Source organism: Halomonas caseinilytica, from assembly GCF_001662305.1.
Taxonomy (GTDB): Bacteria; Pseudomonadota; Gammaproteobacteria; order Pseudomonadales; family Halomonadaceae; genus Halomonas; species Halomonas caseinilytica.
The window spans coordinates 49,434-68,007 of record NZ_BDEP01000011.1 but is presented as its reverse complement, the minus strand read 5'-3'; the positions used below and the strand labels follow the sequence as shown (position 1 = coordinate 68,007).

The 18,574-nt window shown below is 52.9% G+C and carries 11 protein-coding genes; all 11 read left to right on the top strand.

The features are described from left to right. Positions 1-190: 190 nt before the first annotated feature. The 11 genes from wecC to rfbA all read left to right on the top strand — a co-directional run bounded on the left by wecC (position 191) and on the right by rfbA (position 18,553). Positions 191-1,471 carry a UDP-N-acetyl-D-mannosamine dehydrogenase gene (wecC, locus tag A9O65_RS06340; protein ID WP_064701660.1) on the top strand — a complete coding sequence of 427 codons (1,281 nt, stop codon included), beginning with the start codon at positions 191-193 and terminating at the stop codon, positions 1,469-1,471. A gap of 104 nt (positions 1,472-1,575) precedes the next feature. Further along, positions 1,576-5,448 (top strand): glycosyltransferase family 4 protein, encoded by a 3,873-nt coding sequence (locus A9O65_RS16920; RefSeq protein ID WP_074749336.1) that lies wholly within the window; start codon positions 1,576-1,578, stop codon positions 5,446-5,448. Positions 5,449-5,453: 5 nt separating this feature from the next. Continuing rightward, positions 5,454-6,182, top strand: coding sequence for a sulfotransferase family protein (locus A9O65_RS16915; RefSeq protein WP_074749337.1), 729 nt, complete (start codon positions 5,454-5,456; stop codon positions 6,180-6,182). A gap of 556 nt (positions 6,183-6,738) precedes the next feature. Beyond that, entirely contained in the window at positions 6,739-9,678 is a 2,940-nt protein-coding gene (locus A9O65_RS16910; protein WP_175473472.1) for a glycosyltransferase, read from the top strand. A 36-nt stretch (positions 9,679-9,714) separates the two neighbouring features. After that, complete coding sequence (gene glmS, locus A9O65_RS06320) at positions 9,715-11,592, top strand: glutamine--fructose-6-phosphate transaminase (isomerizing) (RefSeq protein ID WP_064701656.1); 1,878 nt, start codon at positions 9,715-9,717, stop codon at positions 11,590-11,592. Next, entirely contained in the window at positions 11,593-13,191 is a 1,599-nt protein-coding gene (locus tag A9O65_RS06315; protein ID WP_254783136.1) for a glycosyltransferase family 2 protein, read from the top strand. Between the two features lie 126 nt (positions 13,192-13,317). Beyond that, entirely contained in the window at positions 13,318-13,902 is a 585-nt protein-coding gene (locus tag A9O65_RS06310) for a hypothetical protein (RefSeq protein WP_064701655.1), read from the top strand. A gap of 11 nt (positions 13,903-13,913) precedes the next feature. Further along, on the top strand, positions 13,914-15,503 hold the full coding sequence (locus tag A9O65_RS06305) for a glycosyltransferase (RefSeq protein WP_064701654.1): 1,590 nt from the start codon (positions 13,914-13,916) through the stop codon (positions 15,501-15,503). A gap of 65 nt (positions 15,504-15,568) precedes the next feature. Further along, positions 15,569-16,648 carry a dTDP-glucose 4,6-dehydratase gene (gene rfbB, locus A9O65_RS06300; RefSeq protein ID WP_064701653.1) on the top strand — a complete coding sequence of 360 codons (1,080 nt, stop codon included), beginning with the start codon at positions 15,569-15,571 and terminating at the stop codon, positions 16,646-16,648. Further along, positions 16,645-17,529, top strand: coding sequence for a dTDP-4-dehydrorhamnose reductase (rfbD, locus tag A9O65_RS06295; RefSeq protein WP_064701652.1), 885 nt, complete (start codon positions 16,645-16,647; stop codon positions 17,527-17,529). Before rfbB ends, rfbD begins: the two co-directional genes overlap by 4 nt. Before the next feature lie 118 nt (positions 17,530-17,647). Continuing rightward, positions 17,648-18,553, top strand: coding sequence for a glucose-1-phosphate thymidylyltransferase RfbA (gene rfbA / locus A9O65_RS06290; RefSeq protein ID WP_064701651.1), 906 nt, complete (start codon positions 17,648-17,650; stop codon positions 18,551-18,553). Positions 18,554-18,574: the final 21 nt, after the last annotated feature.

The following is an 18,574-nucleotide window of genomic DNA, read 5'->3' as shown; positions in this document are numbered from 1 at the left end:
GAAATAGATGAAGAGCCTTTGCCCATAACCCTTATGGCGATGGCAAGGCCTGCCAGCGTATCCGTGATGCACTGGCAGAGAAATGATGGCACAAGGTGAGGTGAGTAACGCAGCCGCGATCACTCCGCCTTGCCTGTAATGATTCTGATACAAATTCAGCTTACTGTTACTTCCTTTACCGAGACATCCAATGGAATTCAACACTATCTCCATGATTGGGCTGGGCTACATTGGCCTGCCGACCGCCGCCGTCTTCGCTTCGCGCCGCAAACAGGTGATCGGCGTGGATATCGATCAACAGGCCGTGGATACCATCAATCGAGGCGAGATTCATATTGTCGAGCCCGAACTCGACATGGTGGTGAATGCTGCCGTCAAGGAAGGCTACCTGCGTGCAACGACCCAGCCGGAACCCGCCGATGCTTTCCTGGTAGCGGTTCCCACGCCCTTCCATACCGACGAGAACGGCCAGAACCACAAGGCAGACCTGCGTTACATCAAGGCTGCCAGCGAAGCACTGGCCGAGCAGCTCAAGCCCGGTAACCTGGTGGTGCTGGAATCTACCAGCCCGGTGGGGGCCACCGAACAGATGGCGGAATGGCTGGCCGCGGCACGTCCTGACCTGACTTTCCCGCAGACCCATGGTGAGGCGTCGGATATCCGCATTGCACATTGCCCCGAGCGTGTTCTGCCGGGCCATGTCGTGCGTGAACTAGTGGAGAACGACCGTGTGATCGGTGGCATGACGCCGAAGTGCGCCGAAGCTGCCTGCGCACTTTACAAGATTGTGGTGGAAGGCGAGTGCATTCCGACCACGGCGCGCACGGCGGAAATGGCCAAGCTGACCGAAAACAGCTTCCGCGACGTCAACATTGCCTTTGCCAACGAACTCTCCATCATCTGCCATGAGCTGGATATCAATGTGTGGGAGCTGATTTCGCTGGCCAACCGCCATCCGCGGGTCAATATCCTGACGCCCGGTGCCGGAGTAGGGGGGCACTGTATTGCGGTGGACCCTTGGTTCATCGTTGATGCCAGCCCAGAGCACGCGCGACTGATTCGTACTGCGCGTGAAGTCAACGACGGCAAGCCGGAGTGGGTGCTGTCTCGCGTGAGCGAATCCCTGGAGGCGTTGCATCGTGATAATCCGAATGCCAGGCGGGGCGACCTGACCGTTGCTTGTCTCGGCGTGGCCTTCAAGCCGGATATCGACGACCTGCGTGAGAGCCCGGCACTGGGCATCACGAAGAAGGTCGCCGAGCTCGGGTGTCGGGTACAGGTGGTGGAGCCCAACATCCAGGCACTGCCTGAGAGCCTGGCACAAGAGCACGTAGAACTCGCGACCCTGGATGAGGCCCTGGCGCAGGCCGATGTGGTCTGCGTATTGGTCAAGCACAAGTCTTTCATGGCCCAAGTTGATGCGATTGGTGGCAAGAGAGTCGTGATCGATGCAGTTGGCTTGCTGGGCTAATGTTTCAGCACTCAGCATCGGTTCATCTTACCTAATATAAAAGGGCGCTAAAGGCGCTCTTTTGCAGTAACCCCGCGTTTCTCTCTTCTATTTGGCCAATCTTAATGATGGACGAACTTCTCTCTCGCGCTCAGCAACTCGCTGCCCAGCCCGTTACCCCCTTAATGGCATCTATTAAAGGGCGTATAGCTTACATGGTCAGTCATGGCCAGAGTTATGCAAGCAATGGTTATGCTATTCGTACTCAAAGCATTGCTCATGGCATGAATAAGCATGGTTTTGAGACATTGTGTTTTGTACGTCCTGGACGCCCCTGGGAACTAGATCAGTCCGTGGTGAATGTCAATACGGAAACGGCGGTCGAGGATGTCCGTTATATCCATAGCCGTTGGTTGAAGAGCCCACAAAATGAAGTGGAGCATCTTGAAGCCAGTGTCGAACGTTTTATTGAGTTATTTCGTGTTTATCGACCGGCAGCTGTACTGGCTGCTTCTAACTATATCGTTGGACTACCGGCTTGGGTGGCCGCCAAACGTTTAGGCTTACCATTTTATAATGAGGTGCGCGGTTTCTGGGAACTCTCCAAGGCTGCCCGAGAGCCTGGTTATGAGCATACAGCAGCCTTTGCTGCCGAAGCGGCACGCGACACCTTTGTAGCTAAGCAGGCAGTCAAGACCTTTACTCTTAACAAACCTATGAAAGCGGAACTTGAACGCCGAGGCGTTCAAGCCGAGAAGATTGCTACCATCTCTAATGGTGTGAGTGAATTACCTAAGCCAGCGCATGCAGACCCATTTCTTCGAGAAAAGCTTGGGATTGAGCCTAATGACAGGGTGATAGGCTATATTGGAAGTTTTAATGCCTATGAAGGCCTGGACTCCTTGGTTGAAGCTTGTGAAAAGCTAATTGAAAAGGGGGAAAGAATTAAACTGTTGATGGTGGGAGATGGCCAGCCGTTAACTAGTTTAAATGGCACTAAAAAATTGTCAAAAGACTACCCTTGGATAATTCAAGTAGGCCGTGTACCGCATGAAAAAGTAGGCCCCTACTATGCATTAATGGATGCTACTGTAGTCCCTAGAAAGCAGCTTCCTGTATGTCAGTTAGTACCGCCGATGAAGGTTGTGGAGGCGCTAGCTTATGGAAAGAAGGTAGTTGTATCGGATGTTGCACCATTGATGGAGTTGGCGGATGATTATGAGGGGGTAGTGAGTTTTGAAAGCGGAAACATAGATAGCCTTCAACAGGCTATAATTAAATGTTTTGATTTGAAATCCCCTGGTATTGGTATCTCATTGGCACTTAATCCTGCCAAGATAGTCGAGTCGTTAATTCCTGCATTGCCCCCCAGTCAGTCAGTAAATACTGATTTTTCATTGGTTTCAAGAGATGTCGGGAAAAATAAAACGCGGTGGACGAATATCAATGTTAAGGGTTTAAAAAAGATAACCTTATGCGATGGGTCTTCTCAGAAAATTCCTGATAAAAAAATAATCGTTCGCGTCAGGTGTTTTGATAATAGCTTGAAGGAGATTGTGCCGGTAAAGGGAGCGGCATACTATTCAGAAACATACAGTTGGTTTAGGTATGTAACCGTTTTTGACGAAAAGTCGGAGTCATCTAATCGGTCTGTCGATATCCCTGTTGGAGAAGATACGAAGTTCATGGGGCTGTCTCTGGTCAACATTGGGGATGCTGATGTTAGCTCTTTGAGTGTCAAGCTGATTAGGGAAAAAAGAGAAGAAAATTCGCAACCTGACGAAAAGAAACTTCAGGAAAATGTTTTTAATTACCTTAGGGAGTGTGATGTTGCATTAAAATCTAAAGTGATTATTTATGGTGATGTTAGCCCGAATGTACTAGATGGTTCGTCTATTTGGTTGACATCTATAACCAACATTCTTGCTTCGGGGAGAGAGGTTGTTCTTCTCCTAAAAGATAACTTGAAGAGCAAGAAAGTTATTTCCAATATCCTCGAAAGCAATCTGTTAACAATTATAGAGCCTAAGGATATAGGATTTGAAGGGCCTTTGTCCCAGCGGGCCGCAGTTAATGCCATTTCTTTGATATATTCTCATTGCCCCGAAGTAAAAGCGGTTATAACTAGAGGGGTGGATGTTGGTTATGAGGTTCAGGCTAGAAAAGAATTTTCCGGCGTTTTTTATCCATATCTTACGGATTTTTACGAGGTTAATGATTCCGGATTCAGGTTGATTGATGCGAAAACTGAAAAGCTAAAAGAGATTGCGCTAAACTCAAAATCTATCATTTTTCAAACCAAAGAAATAAAAGAAAAGATTGAAGAAATTGTTGGGCATCAGGTTGATGGCGTAGAATTGCCTCCTACCGTCCCAGAGGATATACGTAAGTTTCAGGTTGCGCATCGTAAAAATGATGAGGTTATAAATATAGGTTATGCAGGTAAAGTGCAGCCTAGATGGGGTGTCATAGAGTTAATAAATGAAGTTGAAAGACAGAGATCTGACGGAAAAGATGTAAGGCTCCATATCGCAACGGGAAAGGTATATGGAAAAGGGGTTGATGGGACATCTTTTGTAGAAAATATGAGAACCCTTCTTAGGAAAGATTTTATTGAAGTCTATGAAGACCTTTCCCGAGAAAAAGCCATTTCATTGATGGCTGAGATGGATTTGGTTTGGTGTTATAGAGATCCCAATTTAGAAAATTCGACACTTGAGCTTTCTACTAAGCTGATTGAAACCGCTGCATTGGGTCAGCCCTGTGTTGCTTACGGATCAAAGATAAACAAGGAATTCTTGGGAGATGATTACCCTTTCTTAATTGATAAGGCCTCTGATGTGGCTGACATCATTTCACGCTTCGAAAATCTGAGAAATGAGTTTCAAGAAAAACTCGAGTCCCTTTCTGAAAGCGTGGTGAATAAGTACACTTTTTCTGCCCAAAAAGATATATTGGGAGAAAAGCTTGATGAGTCTAATGGTAGGGGGTTAGAGGGGAAGAGGATAGTCATATCGGGCCATGATCTAAAATTCATCTATTCATATGTGACCCATTTGCGTCGTCAAGGGGCTCAGGTAGTCATTGATCCGTGGGAATGGGGGAAACATATTAGCTTGAATATCAGTGAATATTACTCAAGTTGGGGCGAGTATATCCTCTGTGAGTGGGGCCTAGCAAACGCAGTTTGGCATAGCAAGAATAAAAAGGCAGAAAGCCAACTTTTTGTGAGAATTCATGCGCAAGAAGTCAGGAAGAAGGCTGAAAAGTTTGGTCATTCGATTGAGTCTGAAAAAGTCGATAGTTTTGTTTTTGTCTCGCCTTTAATTAGAGATAAAGCAGTAGAGTTATTTGGATGGCCCGTGGAGAAAGTTGTTACTATCCCCAATGGCGTTAGAAAAAATAGGTTCTATAATTCAGGGGGAGATATAAAGCCTACACTAGGAATGGTTGGGATTGTACCAACAACTAAACGGCTAGATCGTGCCTTAGACCTTCTTGAGACCTTGAATGAGCGTGGACATGAAGCCACGCTATATTGTAAAGGGCATCGGCCCGAAGATCTTCCCTTTATGCATGCTCCTGGCAGGCGAAAAGAGCTTGAATACTATAAGGAACTTTATAAGAGAATTGAAGAAACCCCTAGTTTAAAAGGCTATGTGATATTCGATGGCTGGGGGAATGATGTTGAGCGGTGGTATGAGAAGGTGGACTTTATACTTTCTCCGAGTGAAAATGAATCATTTCACTATGCTCTTGCAGATGGAGTGATGGCTGGCTGTATCCCTCTGGTGTGGCCTTGGGAAGGTGCAGATCAGACTTATACCAGTGACTGGTTAGTTTATACTACCGAGGATGCTCGGAGAAGAGTTGAGGAGTTTCTGAGCTATCATCACTCTTCTGTGGAAAGTTTTAAGTTGTCCTCGAAAGAGCTTGTCGCCGCAAGATACCTTGAAGACAATGTTTTTGAGGCATTAGATAGAAATCTTTGGAGATAATTATTATGAGTAAGAGTGTTATAACTTCTCGCCATGTAGAGGAAAGGAAGCGCTGGGGGGATTATCAAAACAACACTAATATTTCTCTTGTAAATAAATATATTTATTTTGCCGTTGACAAGGTGGCAAATAGTACAATAAAGCATTATTTATTCAGTAAAGAGTATGCTCCTGTGAATAAAAGCATTCTGGATCTTTATGATCCAAGGTGCTCTCCTCTTTTATCGCCCTATCAACTTCCCTATACTCCCCATGAGCTACTGGTAGAGAGCGATCTTTATAAGTTCGCTTTTGTAAGAGATCCTTATTCAAGGATATTATCATGTTATCTCGATAGAGTTTTGACACAGACAAGTAGGCCGTCAAGAGAATTTAGAAGGGCGCTAAAGAAAGAAGAGTTTGATTTTAAGGATTTCGTAAGCGTTATCTGCAAGCAAAGCTCCAGTATTCAAAACAGTCATTGGCGGTTACAGGCGGATGATATTCTTTTTGATTTGGTAAATTTTGATTTTGTTGGAAAGATTGAAAATCTTGAGGAAGATCTAGCTGCTGTTAATTCAAAAATTTTTGGTGGAGATCTCGATAGAAATATACTTAAAGGTAATTTCTCTCCAAAGAAAACTTCAGCAAAAGATAAGGTGGCTGAATACTATACTCAGGAGATGTTGGACATGGTTTATGATTCCTACAGGAAAGATTTTGAGCTGTTTGGTTATGAGAAAATAGTGATTTAGCGGTTCCATTGTTAATGAGCTCCAGCGATGCGCTTGCAGTATCTTCCAAATTTAAATCATGTTATGTAGGGCTCAGAGCATTTTTAATGGAAACATTGTTTGCAAGAGAGTCTTCTTTATTCAATTTACTATACTACTTGACGCGTTATTTAGTTTTATTCATGCATCAAGTTCATGTAGATCTGTGTGGGAAGAGTGTTAACAAAAATAAATTTATTGGAGATGGGCTATAAAGCCTGGTGTAAAAGTGTGATTGGAATGATGGATGGTTATTTGAATGGTGTCGGGGAATATGGCTGTCCTATTTTATAGGGATTTTCTCAGATAGAGGGATGGCATAACAGTAGTGTCTGTTTAAACATGGGTGTTTGTATTTTGCCTTGGGGTAATGCAAATCAATGGGGGGTTAATGATAGAAGAAAGGTTTAAAGAAAGCTCTTATTTAGGTTGACGGTGTGCTATAGGTGGCTTATAAAAAATTATACTTTGCTTTTCTCGAGCTTTTTTGAGTTGAAGCCCTGAATATCACTGTGGCATGAGTAGGAGCGCTATCCAGATGCAGCATCATGGGAATATTTTTACCGATAAAAAAAAAGTAGAAAAGCGTTGTGCTTTCTATAAAAAAGAAGAGGACGATATTTTCGCTCAAGCTCAGCATGCAATGCTCAATGGAGATATTTCTCGTGCAGGAGTTTTAGCTGAAAGTTTGATAGAAAATGGGTCATCCCACCTTGGTGCCTGGCGTCTCTGGGTCAAGGCAGCCTTAAGGCAAGGCCAGATTGAGTTGGCTAGAATGCGTATCGATCAATCTTTAAAGGCGCAGCCAGAAGATCCAGAACTCCGTGTTCTTGAGGCACGTGTTCAATCTAAGCTTGGGCAGTATCATCACGCTCTTAAGGGAATCGAAAAGGCACGCCAGTATTGGCCTCGACATGCCGGTTTACAAGTCATTTATCTTGATATTATACGAGAGGCTGGGTTGAAGAGTGCGGCATTCCCTGTGCTTCGGCAGCTGTGGCAAGAAGGAACTCAACATGCTGGGGTGATGATCGCAGCTGCTCAGTTCTACCTCTATCATGGTCGATTTCGAGCTACAAAGCGGGTGCTTGAGTGTGTGCTTGAGCAGAATCCGCAACACAAGAAAGCTCAGCAGATGCATCAGGCGGTACTCTTACAACAGACACAGCATGCCATGAAGCTGGGTGATTTGGAGCGTGCTGAAACTTTAGTGGAACAAGTTATTAATATCGAGTCACCTCCTCCTCTTGCATGGCGGCTTTGGGTGAGGATTGCATCGCAACAAGGGTTGTTGGACGTTGCTGAACAACGTGTTGAACAGGCAATAAAAAAACGGCCCGATAGTCCTGAGCTTTATGTACAATGGACAAGAATAGTGGATTCCGCAGGGCGTCGGGAACAAGCGCTAGAAAAGGTGAGTTTTGCTTTGGAGTGTTGGCCGGAAAACCCTTCTCTGAAAATTATTAAGCTCGATTTGCTGAATCAACAAGGGGATAAATTCGCGGCATTACACCTACTGCATCAGCTTCGTCGGAAAGGTACTCAACATCCCGGGGTCATGATGGCGATGGCTCGGTTTTACCAGACATATAATCGCCATGGTGCGACGCTGATAGTTCTGGACCGAGTTCTCGAGCAGCAGCCACAACATCGCGCGGCGCGCCTTATGCGCCAAAAAGTGATGGCCGCACGTTCCACGAGCGATAGCCCTGCTTCTGCCGGGATTGATGAGTCTCTCGGTCGGGCACGGGAGGGTAAAACGCCTTCGGCAACTGATCTGGCAGAGGTGCTACAGGCGCTGAAGCTGGTCGCTACCTCGGAGCTGAATACTTCTTCAAAACTTAAGTCGAGCTGCCAAGAGGCCGTTAGCCTGCTGAGCGAAAACCTTTCCCATTTGAACGAACAAGAAACACTTGATCTGTTCAACCAAGCTGACCGTTTCGGTCATGCTAAGGCAGTCCATCGTTCTTTGCGCCAGTTGTTTGCCAAAGGGCCGCGCACACCTAGTGTCGCCAATGCGTTATTCGATAAGGCAATGTCTTCCGTGGCACCTCATCAAGCGGATGCTGTGGTCACACGCTTACTGCGTTATGTGCCGCAAGCACAGCGCACCATGCCTGAAGCTGAGTTTGCCTTGCGCTTGCACGGGCCTCAGTCGGCCTTGGCCTGCTTGCGTCAGGAACGGCGCGCGCGGCGCTCGCTGCCTGAGGCTCGTAAGCTGATCAAGTTCGTGCAGCTTGCAGATGCCAATGGACTGGGGATGCGTTATGTAGAGTTCTGTCGCCGTCGCTGGCCAGACGACATCGAGCTTCGTCTGCAGCAGGCGCGGTTGCTCATGAATACCGGCTTTTCGCGGGAGGCGCTGGAGGTGCTGGATACCTCCATACCTGCCACCAAGCGCCTACCCGCCGCGCAGATACGGGCGCATTGCTGGCTGGAACTGGGTAATGGCGATGCCGCCCTAGCGGAGCTCGATCGGCTACCTAGTCTTACCGATAAACTGTTTGAACTGCGCCTGCAGATACTCGTCATGCAGGGGCGTGCCGACGATGCCCAGGCACTCATCCAGGAGGCCCAGCATCGTGGTGTGGTTAACCACATGACTTCGGGGCACTTTTCGATCTCGTTGGTCGGTCATCATCTCAACGATCTCATGCTGTTCCGTAACGAGCAAAAAATGCTGCCCCCGGGGCGTCATGAAGCGGACTTGATGGCTCGTTATCATTATCCCGCTATGGAGGAGATATACCGCCATACCCAGGAAGCACTTCCCGAACAGGGCAAACCCCGTTGTATCCCTCTTCAGGTGGTGCAGTACTGGGACCAGCGCAATCCTCCCGAGAGTGTGATGGAGGTCATGCGTTCCTGGTCGAGCCTGTCCCAGGCTCAATACGAACGCTTCGATAGCCAGAAAGCGCGTAGTTTTCTGAGAAGGGCATTTGGCCCCGAATATTCGCGAGCTTACGGTCTGGCGAATAATCGAGCCGAGGCTGCCGATTTCTTCCGCCTGTGTTACCTGCGCCATCATGGAGGGCTGTATGCCGATGCGGATGACCGCCTCCATGGCCCGTTGGAGGCGCTGATACCGCCCGGAGTCGGGCTCGTATGCTACCGAGAGAGCTTCGGAGCATTAGCGAATAATGTCATCGCCGCTGCTCCGGGACATCCTGCCATTGTGCAAGCTTCGCAGATGGCGGCCGAGGCCCTGTTGGCACGCGATAACGACAGCACCTGGAGCAAGACCGGGCCGGGGCTGCTCACCCGCGCCGTTGCCCATTACCTGGCGACAGCCACTCCCGAGTCAGCATTTGAGCGGGTGGCTATCTTGCCCCTCTATCGGCTACGCCGGCAGGTACAGATTCATATGGCGCTGCCCCACAAGAAGACCAACCAGTACTGGAATTCGGCCCGTACCACCAGTGTGGATATGACCCCTTACATCATGGAGCAGGCAACGAACGGTGAACGTGCTTCATGATCGATTTTTTCATGCCGATTTATAAGGAGATAGCAGATGTGCGGCATCGTTGGTGCGATCAATAGCGGGAGTTGCGTAGACTTCCTTATTCAGGGCCTGAAGACCCTGGAGTATCGAGGTTATGACTCCGCTGGCCTGGCAGTACTAAACGGTGGCCTGCATCGTTCCCGCGCCATGGGCCGTGTTGCCGGTCTGGAAGACAAGGTGGCCGAAAAGGGCATCGCCGGCTCGGTGGGCATTGCACATACCCGTTGGGCGACCCATGGGGCGCCTGCGGAGCATAATGCGCATCCCCATGTTTCCGAAGGACTGGCAGTGGTGCATAACGGCATCATCGAGAATTATGAGTCCTTGCGTGTTCAGCTTGAAGCACTGGGGTATACCTTCACTTCGGATACCGACACCGAGACGATTGCGCACCTGATCCAGGCCTGTCTGGCCGGGGGCAATGCCTTTGCCGACCAACCGGCGCAGGATCTATTCGCAGCCGTGCGTCGTGCCGTGGACTACCTGGAAGGCGCCTATGCTCTGGCCGTGGTCCATGAGTCGGAACCGGATTGCCTGGTGGTGGTGAGGGAAGGCTCCCCGTTGATGCTCGGCATTGGCGAGAATGGCCACTATGCCGCTTCGGACGCTTCGGCCCTGGTCGCCATGACACGTCGCATGGTCTATCTGGAGAATGGTGATGTAGGCCGCCTGACGCGGGATTCCATCGAGCTGGTCGATGGCCAGGGCAATGCCGTGGAGCGTGATGTCACGCTTTCCAGCCTTAGTGCTGATGCCGTGGAACTGGGCGAATATCGCCATTTCATGCAGAAGGAAATCGCCGAGCAGCCGCAGGCGCTGGGCAATACGCTGGAAATGATTGCCGGGGCAAACCGGCTGCATCCGGGAATCTTTGGAGCCGATGCCGAGACGGTGCTGGCCGAAGTGGACAGTGTGCTGATCCTGGCTTGCGGGACTTCCAGTTATGCCGGCATGACGGCGAAATACTGGATCGAGCAGCTGTCAGGCTTGCCATGCAACGTTGAGCTGGCCAGCGAATATCGCTATCGCACCTCGGTGCCCAATTCGAAGCAGTTGGTCGTGGTGATCTCCCAGTCGGGCGAAACGGCCGACACGCTGGCTGCCCTGCAACATGCCAAGTCGCTGGGACACACCCGAACACTTGCGATTTGCAATGTGCCGGAATCGGCCATCGTGCGGGAAACGGCGCTGCGTTTCATCACGCGTGCCGGCCCGGAGATTGGCGTGGCCTCCACCAAGGCATTCACCACGCAGCTCTCGGCATTATTCCTGCTGACTCTGTTGCTGGCCAAAGCCAATGGCATGCTATCGGCAGACACCGAGAATGGAAGTATAGAGGCTGACCGGGAACAGGACTTGCTTGCCGAGTTGCGTCATCTACCGGTGGCCGTGGAGCGTGTACTGGCCCTGGAGCCGCAGATTGCGGAATGGGCGCAGGAGTTCGCCCATAAGCATCATGCGCTGTTCCTGGGGCGGGGGCGTCATTACCCCATCGCTCAGGAAGGCGCCCTCAAGCTCAAGGAGATCAGTTACATCCATGCGGAAGCCTACCCCGCGGGCGAGCTCAAGCATGGACCGTTGGCCTTGGTGGATGCCGAGATGCCGGTTGTGGTGGTTGCTCCCAACGATGAATTGCTGGAAAAGCTCAAGGCCAACATGCAGGAGGTCAGCGCCCGCGGCGGCCAGCTCTATGTGTTCGCTGACGGCGACAGCCGCATGAACTCCAGCGATGGCGTGAAAGTGCTGCACATGCCGGAGCACTATGGCCTTCTCAGCCCGGTGTTGCACGTGGTGGCCTTGCAGCTCCTGGCCTATCACGTGGCGCTGGCCAAGGGAACCGACGTGGACAAGCCGCGTAACCTGGCCAAGAGCGTGACGGTTGAGTGAATGCCTTCCGATTTTCTTGATAAGGGCATAGCGCTGCTCGAGCGATCCCCCTGGTTCGATGCGGACTGGTACAGGACGCAATACCCCGACGTGGCGTGGTCCGGTATCTCACCGGAGACGCACTATCTGCGCTTGGGCGAGAGCTGGGGTCGGTACCCGGGCCCGAACTTCGATCCCGAGTGGTATCTGGGCCGGTATCCGGATGTCGCTCAGGTTCGCATGAGCCCACTGCTGCATTTCATCACTCACGGTGAAGCGGAAGGGCGGTTGCCCTGCGAGCTACAGGCTCATGCCTGGGATGAGGCCCTGTGGGCACGGCGAGTCTCTCCCGAGCACTGCCTTCAAGCGCTGGAGACATTGCGGGAGACAGGAGACTTGCCCGAGGCCTCTCTGGCAGGCTTTGTCGCGGCACGTTGGCATGCCGGGCAGGGCGACTGGCAGGCGGCGGCAAACTGCCTGGCGGGTCGTCCGACAGGCGAACAGGCGTTGCCGAGACATGTGGGCCCCTTGCTGCTGGCTGTGGAAGCGTTCGGCCGGAGCGGCCGGCTGGCCATGGCCTGGCAGGCCATGTCGGCTTTACAGCGTCAAGCGGCGGCACTGGCCGATACACAGTTGGCAGTGGCGAATCTGTTGGCCTGGCAGGGGGAATGCTTGCCGGAAGCGCCAGGCGCTCTGCAAGCCGAGTGGCAACGACAACGCTTGGCGTGGATCAACAGCGTCTGGAAACAACAGGGGTTGAGCACCGTCGGGCTGGTCGATACGACGGATGCCCCTGCTCTGGACAACCTGCGAGGGCCTGTCGACGACAGCATGGGAAGTGACGCTTCACCGCTGGTCAGCGTGATCGTGCCGGTCTACAACGCGGAAGAGACCTTGCCGACTGCACTACGTAGCCTGGCGGGGCAGCGTCATGTGGCGCTGGAAGTCATCGTGGTGGACGATGCCTCCGATGACACATCGGCCTCTGTGGCCGAGGCCTTTGCCGAGCGTGATACGCGGTTTCGCGTGTTGCGTCAGCCCGTTAACCAGGGGGCTTACGCCGCGCGCAACAGGGGTATCGCCGAGGCGCGCGGCGACATGATGACAGTTCACGACAGCGATGACTGGTCGCATCCCGATAAGTTGGCTACGCAAGTGCGCGGGCTGATCCGTCATCCCGACTGGATGGCTTGCTGCTCGCATTGGGTGCGTACCAGTCCGGCGCTGGTGTTCAGTTGTTGGCGAATGGAGCAGGGCTGGAGCTATCGCAATGTCTCTTCGCTGATGTTTCGCCGCCGGGTCTTCGAGGTGCTGGGGTACTGGGATGAAGTGCGGGCCGAGGCCGATACCGAGTATTACTACCGAATTCGGGCGGCCTTCGGTAACCAGTCAGTGGGAGAAGTGTTGCCGGGGGTGCCGCTGGCGTTCGGGCGGCAAGCAGAAAACTCCCTGACCTCGGTGGGGCGTACTCATCTGGCAACCCAGTTTCACGGGGCCAGGGCGGATTATCGTCAGGCGAGTCAGGCGTGGCACGCCCAGGCCCGCCGTCCGGAAGATCTTTTCCTGCCGCGTCGGCCAGAACAGCGTCCCTTCGAGGTGCCGGTGGTGTTGTTGCCGTAAGCGTTTGACGGCATGATGGGGTTTTGACAGGGATGTGGCGTCGTGTTTGCCCAGTAAACCGCGCGTCTCGCAGATAAATAACGAGCCAGTGAAAGCTTGGTGTATAAAAGTCAACAGGAGAAATTGATGAGCGAACCGATGACTTCCTCAGCGGGTGGCCAGGGGGCTGAAATGCGGATCCGTGAGCTTGAGCAGAAACTGCAAGCGGCTGAGGCGTCACTCGATAAGCGCTTCCAGGAGCTGGCGAAGTTGACCCGTAGCCTGGAAGAGGAGCGTGCTCAGAAGGAGACGCTGCAACAGCAGCTCAATGAGCTTCGTGAGCAGGCCGCACAGGAAGAGGAGGCCGCCGCGAGCGCCCCTGAACCTGCCGCTGCTGTTCAGGATGACCCGGCGTATCAAGCGGTGGAGCTGACCGATGGCGATCGAGCGCGTCAGCTCGAGTATCGGAACCTGGTCAGCCAGAGCGAGCTGTTCGACGGTGCCTGGTATCTGGAAGCCTATCCGGACCTGCGGCAGGTCGAACGTTATCGTCAGGCACCTTACGAGCACTATTTGATGTTCGGAGGCTTCGAGGGGCGCGATCCTGGCCCGAATTTCGATTCAAGCTTCTACCTTGAGCAGTATCCGGATGTCGCGCGCAGCAAGGTGAATCCGCTGGCGCACTATCTGTTGTATGGGCGCGATGAAAACCGCCAGATCAAGCCTGCCTGAAAGGAGGCAGCTTGAACGATCATCTGGCCGAGTGCCTGAACGCCTCTGGACTGTTTGATGCGAACTGGTATCAGCGTCACTACCCGGATGTCGCGCTCAGTGGCATGAGCCCCTGGGCGCATTTCCGAACTTACGGGTTTGAGTGGGGCCGTGCTCCGGGTCCGCGATTCGATCCGGATGCCTATCTCGAAGCTAACCCCGATGTGGCGCGAGCGGGGCAGAATGCGTTGGCTCACTACCTCCTGTCAGGGCGGGCCGAGCAACGCATGGTGTCGCGCGTTGATATTTGGCCGGAGTCCCCTGTGCCGGAGGATCTTCCGGCATGGTTCGGGACTCACCCGGGCAGTCAACCCGAGAATGTCCAGCGCATCCTGTTCGTGCTGTCGCTGCAATCCGGTGGTACGCCTCAAACCAACCAGGATCTGATGCAGGCGCTGAAGGGGCGTGCGGAATGCTTGGTATTGCGCTGCACAGGCCGGGAACTGGTGCTGTATCTTTTCTGGTCGGGCATTTATGTCCCACTCGAGCGCCATGCGCTGGATGTGCCGATTGATGCCTTTCCTCATCGTTCGGTCGAGTATGATGAGGTGGTGTCGGCCTGGTTGAGTGCCTATGGCATATCCTTGGTGCATATACGCCATATGGCCTGGCAGGGGCTGGGAATAGCGGCGGTTGCTAATCAGCGTGGTGTACCGGTGGTGCTCTCCTTTCATGACTATTATACGGTGTGCCCGTCGGTAAAGTTGCTTGATGAACAGTGGCGCTTTTGTGGCGGCCGCTGTACCGCATCGAGAGGTGAATGCTCCCAGGAGTTATGGACCAGCGAACAGATTCCTGCCCTCAAGCATGATGGAATTTATACATGGCAGCAGCAGTTTGCTGGCATGCTGGCACGCTGCGATGCCTTCATTACGACGTCACAAAGTGCACGGAAACTACTGAGTACAGTGTTTCCATTTCTTGCTGATCGGCCTTTTGAAGTGATCGAACATGGTCGCGATTTCGTGCACCAGGTGATGTTGGCTGAATGTCCATCGCACGAGTCAAATGCGGAAGCGCCGCCGGAGCTACGTGTTCTAGTCCCCGGGCATATCACGCAAGCCAAGGGAGCGGCGGTACTGAGCGAGTTGGCGCGCCTGCCATCGCTGTCGCATGTTCGGTGGCATGTGTTGGGAACGATCGATAGCGCTCTGGATTGGTCGTGGCCGGAAAATGTCATTGTGCACGGCGTTTATCGGCGCGATGAGTTTCAGTGGCATGTCGCTCGTATCCGGCCGCACCTGGGAGCTGTATTGTCGCTGTGGGCTGAAACCTGGTGTCATACCTTGACGGAATTATGGTCGTCGGGTGTGCCGGTCCTTGGCTTCAATATCGGCGCGGTAGGCGAGCGCTTGCGCGAGACTGGTGCGGGTTGGGCGGTTCAACCGCTGACAGTCGAGGCCATGGCCACTGCGCTCAAGACGGCGGTGCAGCCGGATCGCTGGCAGCAGGCCCAGCAGCATGTAAGGTATTGGCAGGAAAGTGGCCAGCGCAGCATCGATCAGATGGCCGAGGACTACTGGCAGTTCTATCAGCGCATCAAGGCGGCCAGGTCTGTTTGATTACCTGGTAAGTGCAGGGCTTCGCTGCCCGGTACGTCATTCACTCTTTACGGCATTTATTGCATATGATGAAAACCTTTCTGGTGACCGGTGGGGCTGGCTTTATCGGCTCTGCTGTTGTGCGCGAGTTGATAGGCAATTCCGAACATCGCGTGGTCAATATCGACAAATTGACCTATGCGGGTAATCTCGAATCCTTGACCAGCGTCGAGAGTAATGAACGCTATTATTTCGTGCAGGCGGATATTGGCGACGCCAAGGCAATGCAAGGTGTCTTCGAGAAATTCCAGCCGGACGTGGTGATGCACCTGGCAGCAGAGAGCCATGTTGATCGTTCCATCGATGGACCGGCTGAATTCATCCAGACCAATGTCGTGGGCACCACGGTATTGCTGGAAGCGGCGCGTCTTTACTGGCAGCAGCTCAAGGACAGTGATCCGCAGAAGGCGGAAGGGTTTCGCTTTCATCATATCTCCACCGACGAAGTCTATGGCGATCTGGAAGAGAGCGGTGCGCTGTTCACGGAAACCACGCCGTATGCGCCAAGCTCACCGTACTCGGCCAGCAAGGCGAGTTCCGATCATTTGGTGCGTGCCTGGTACCGGACATATGGCCTGCCGTCATTGATTACCAACTGTTCAAATAATTACGGGCCTTATCATTTTCCCGAAAAGTTGATTCCCTTGATGATCCTGAATGCGCTTGCAGGCAAGCCTTTGCCGGTATATGGCGACGGCATGCAAGTGCGTGACTGGCTCTATGTCGAGGATCACGCTCGGGCGTTGATCAAGGTGGCAACGCAGGGGCAGACTGGCGAGACATACAATATCGGTGGGCACAACGAAAAGACTAACCTTGAGGTGGTCGAGACGCTGTGCGACTTGCTCGATGATCGGGTCGGCACCTCGCACCTCTCGTCTGATTCTCATCGTGACCTGATTACCTTCGTTGCCGATCGGCCCGGCCATGATGTGCGTTATGCGATCGATGCTTCCAAACTCGAGCGGGAACTGGGATGGGTGCCGGCCGAGACATTCGAAACTGGTCTGGCCAAGACTGTCGACTGGTATCTGGCCAACCGTGAATGGTGGCAGCGTGTACAGGATGGTAGTTACCGCGGTGAACGTCTGGGAGTACTGACATGAAGCTACTGCTGCTTGGTAGCTCGGGTCAGGTCGGGTTCGAGCTGGAACGTCGATTGACGGTGCTGGGTGACGTGGTGGCACCGAAGCGTTCCGAGCTGGACCTGGCTGATCTCAGGGCTGTGTCGGCCTATATCAATGAGCTACAACCCGCCTTGATCGTCAATGCGGCGGCCTACACCGCTGTGGACAAGGCCGAGGAAGAACCCGAGCTGGCCCATAGCCTCAATGCGGCGTTGCCCGGACAGTTGGCACGTCACGCATGTGAACTCGATATCCCCCTGGTGCATTTCTCGTCGGATTACGTCTATCCCGGGGATGGCCAGGCCGCGTGGCGGGAGAACAGCACCACCGGGCCGGCTTCGGTATATGGCACCAGCAAGCTGGCGGGTGACCAGGCCATACAGGCAAGCGGCTGTCGGCATCTGATCATGCGGACCAGTTGGGTCTACAGCGCTCGTGGCCACAATTTCATGAAGACCATGTTGCGGCTGGCCCGTGAGCGCAGTGCGCTGAAAATCGTCAATGACCAGATTGGGGCGCCGACACCGGCCAGATTGATTGCTGACGTGACCTTGATGGCATTGCATGGCCTGCTCAAGGGACGTGTGGAAAGCGGTCTGTATCATCTCGCTCCACGTGGCGAGACGAGCTGGCATGGATTTGCCAGCGAGATATTCCGCCAAGCCAGTGCAGCTGGAGAAACACTGGTCGTTGACCCTTCTCAGGTCGCAGGCATTCCGACCTCGGAATATCCGACGCCTGCTACGCGGCCACTCAATTCACGATTAACGCTGGACAAGCTGGAAGAGGCCCTGGGCATTTCGCTGCCAGATTGGCGTTCGCAGCTGATGTTGACACTCGCGGAATACCTGGAGCACTAGCCCCTCCCTGACGGTGGCCGAACGTCGACGAGCCCGTAAGATGTGTGGATAATCGGGGCTCATTGGTTGCCACCTTCAGGATTTTCTATCCGGCAAATAACAAACGGGAGTATTTTTTATGGCACGGAAGGGCATTATTCTCGCTGGTGGTTCAGGAACCCGCTTGCATCCCATTACTTATGGGGTATCCAAGCAATTGCTGCCGGTTTATGACAAACCGATGATCTATTATCCCATCTCGGTTCTCATGCTGGCCGGCATTCGTGAGATTCTCATTATCTCCACACCGGACGATCTGCCACAGTATGAGCATTTGTTGGGAAGTGGCGAGCAGTTTGGTGTCACCTTCGAATATGCCGAGCAGCCTTCACCGGATGGTCTGGCACAAGCTTTTATCATTGGTGAAGAGTTCATCGGCAATGACTCGGTCTGCCTGGTACTGGGCGACAATATTTTCCATGGTCAGCACTTTTCCGATCAGTTGAAGCGCGCAGCAATGCAGGAAAGTGGCGCGACCGTATTCGGCTATCTGGTCAAGGATCCGGAACGTTTCGGTGTGGTGGAGTTTGACGACACCGGCAAGGCGGTGTCGATAGAAGAAAAGCCCGAGAATCCTCGTTCTCCCTATGCTGTTACCGGGCTGTATTTTTACGACAACGACGTTGTCGAGATAGCGAAGGCTGTCAAGCCTTCGGCTCGCGGCGAGTTGGAAATTACGTGTGTCAATAATGCGTATCTTGAGCGTGGAGACCTACACGTGGAGCGACTGGGCCGTGGTTTCGCATGGCTCGATACCGGCACGCATGACAGCCTGATGGAAGCTAGCCAGTACGTGCAAACCATTGAGCACCGTCAGGGATTGAAGATTGCATGCCTGGATGAAATTGCCTGGATGCAAGGTTGGGTTGACGACAGCCACTTGCTCGCCAGGGCAGATTCCCTGGCCAAGACGGGGTATGGCAAGTACCTGAAACGTCTGGTCAGTCAGGATAGCAAATGGAGAGCCTCGCAGGCCGATAACTGAAGGCGTCCTGTTCTTTCAACA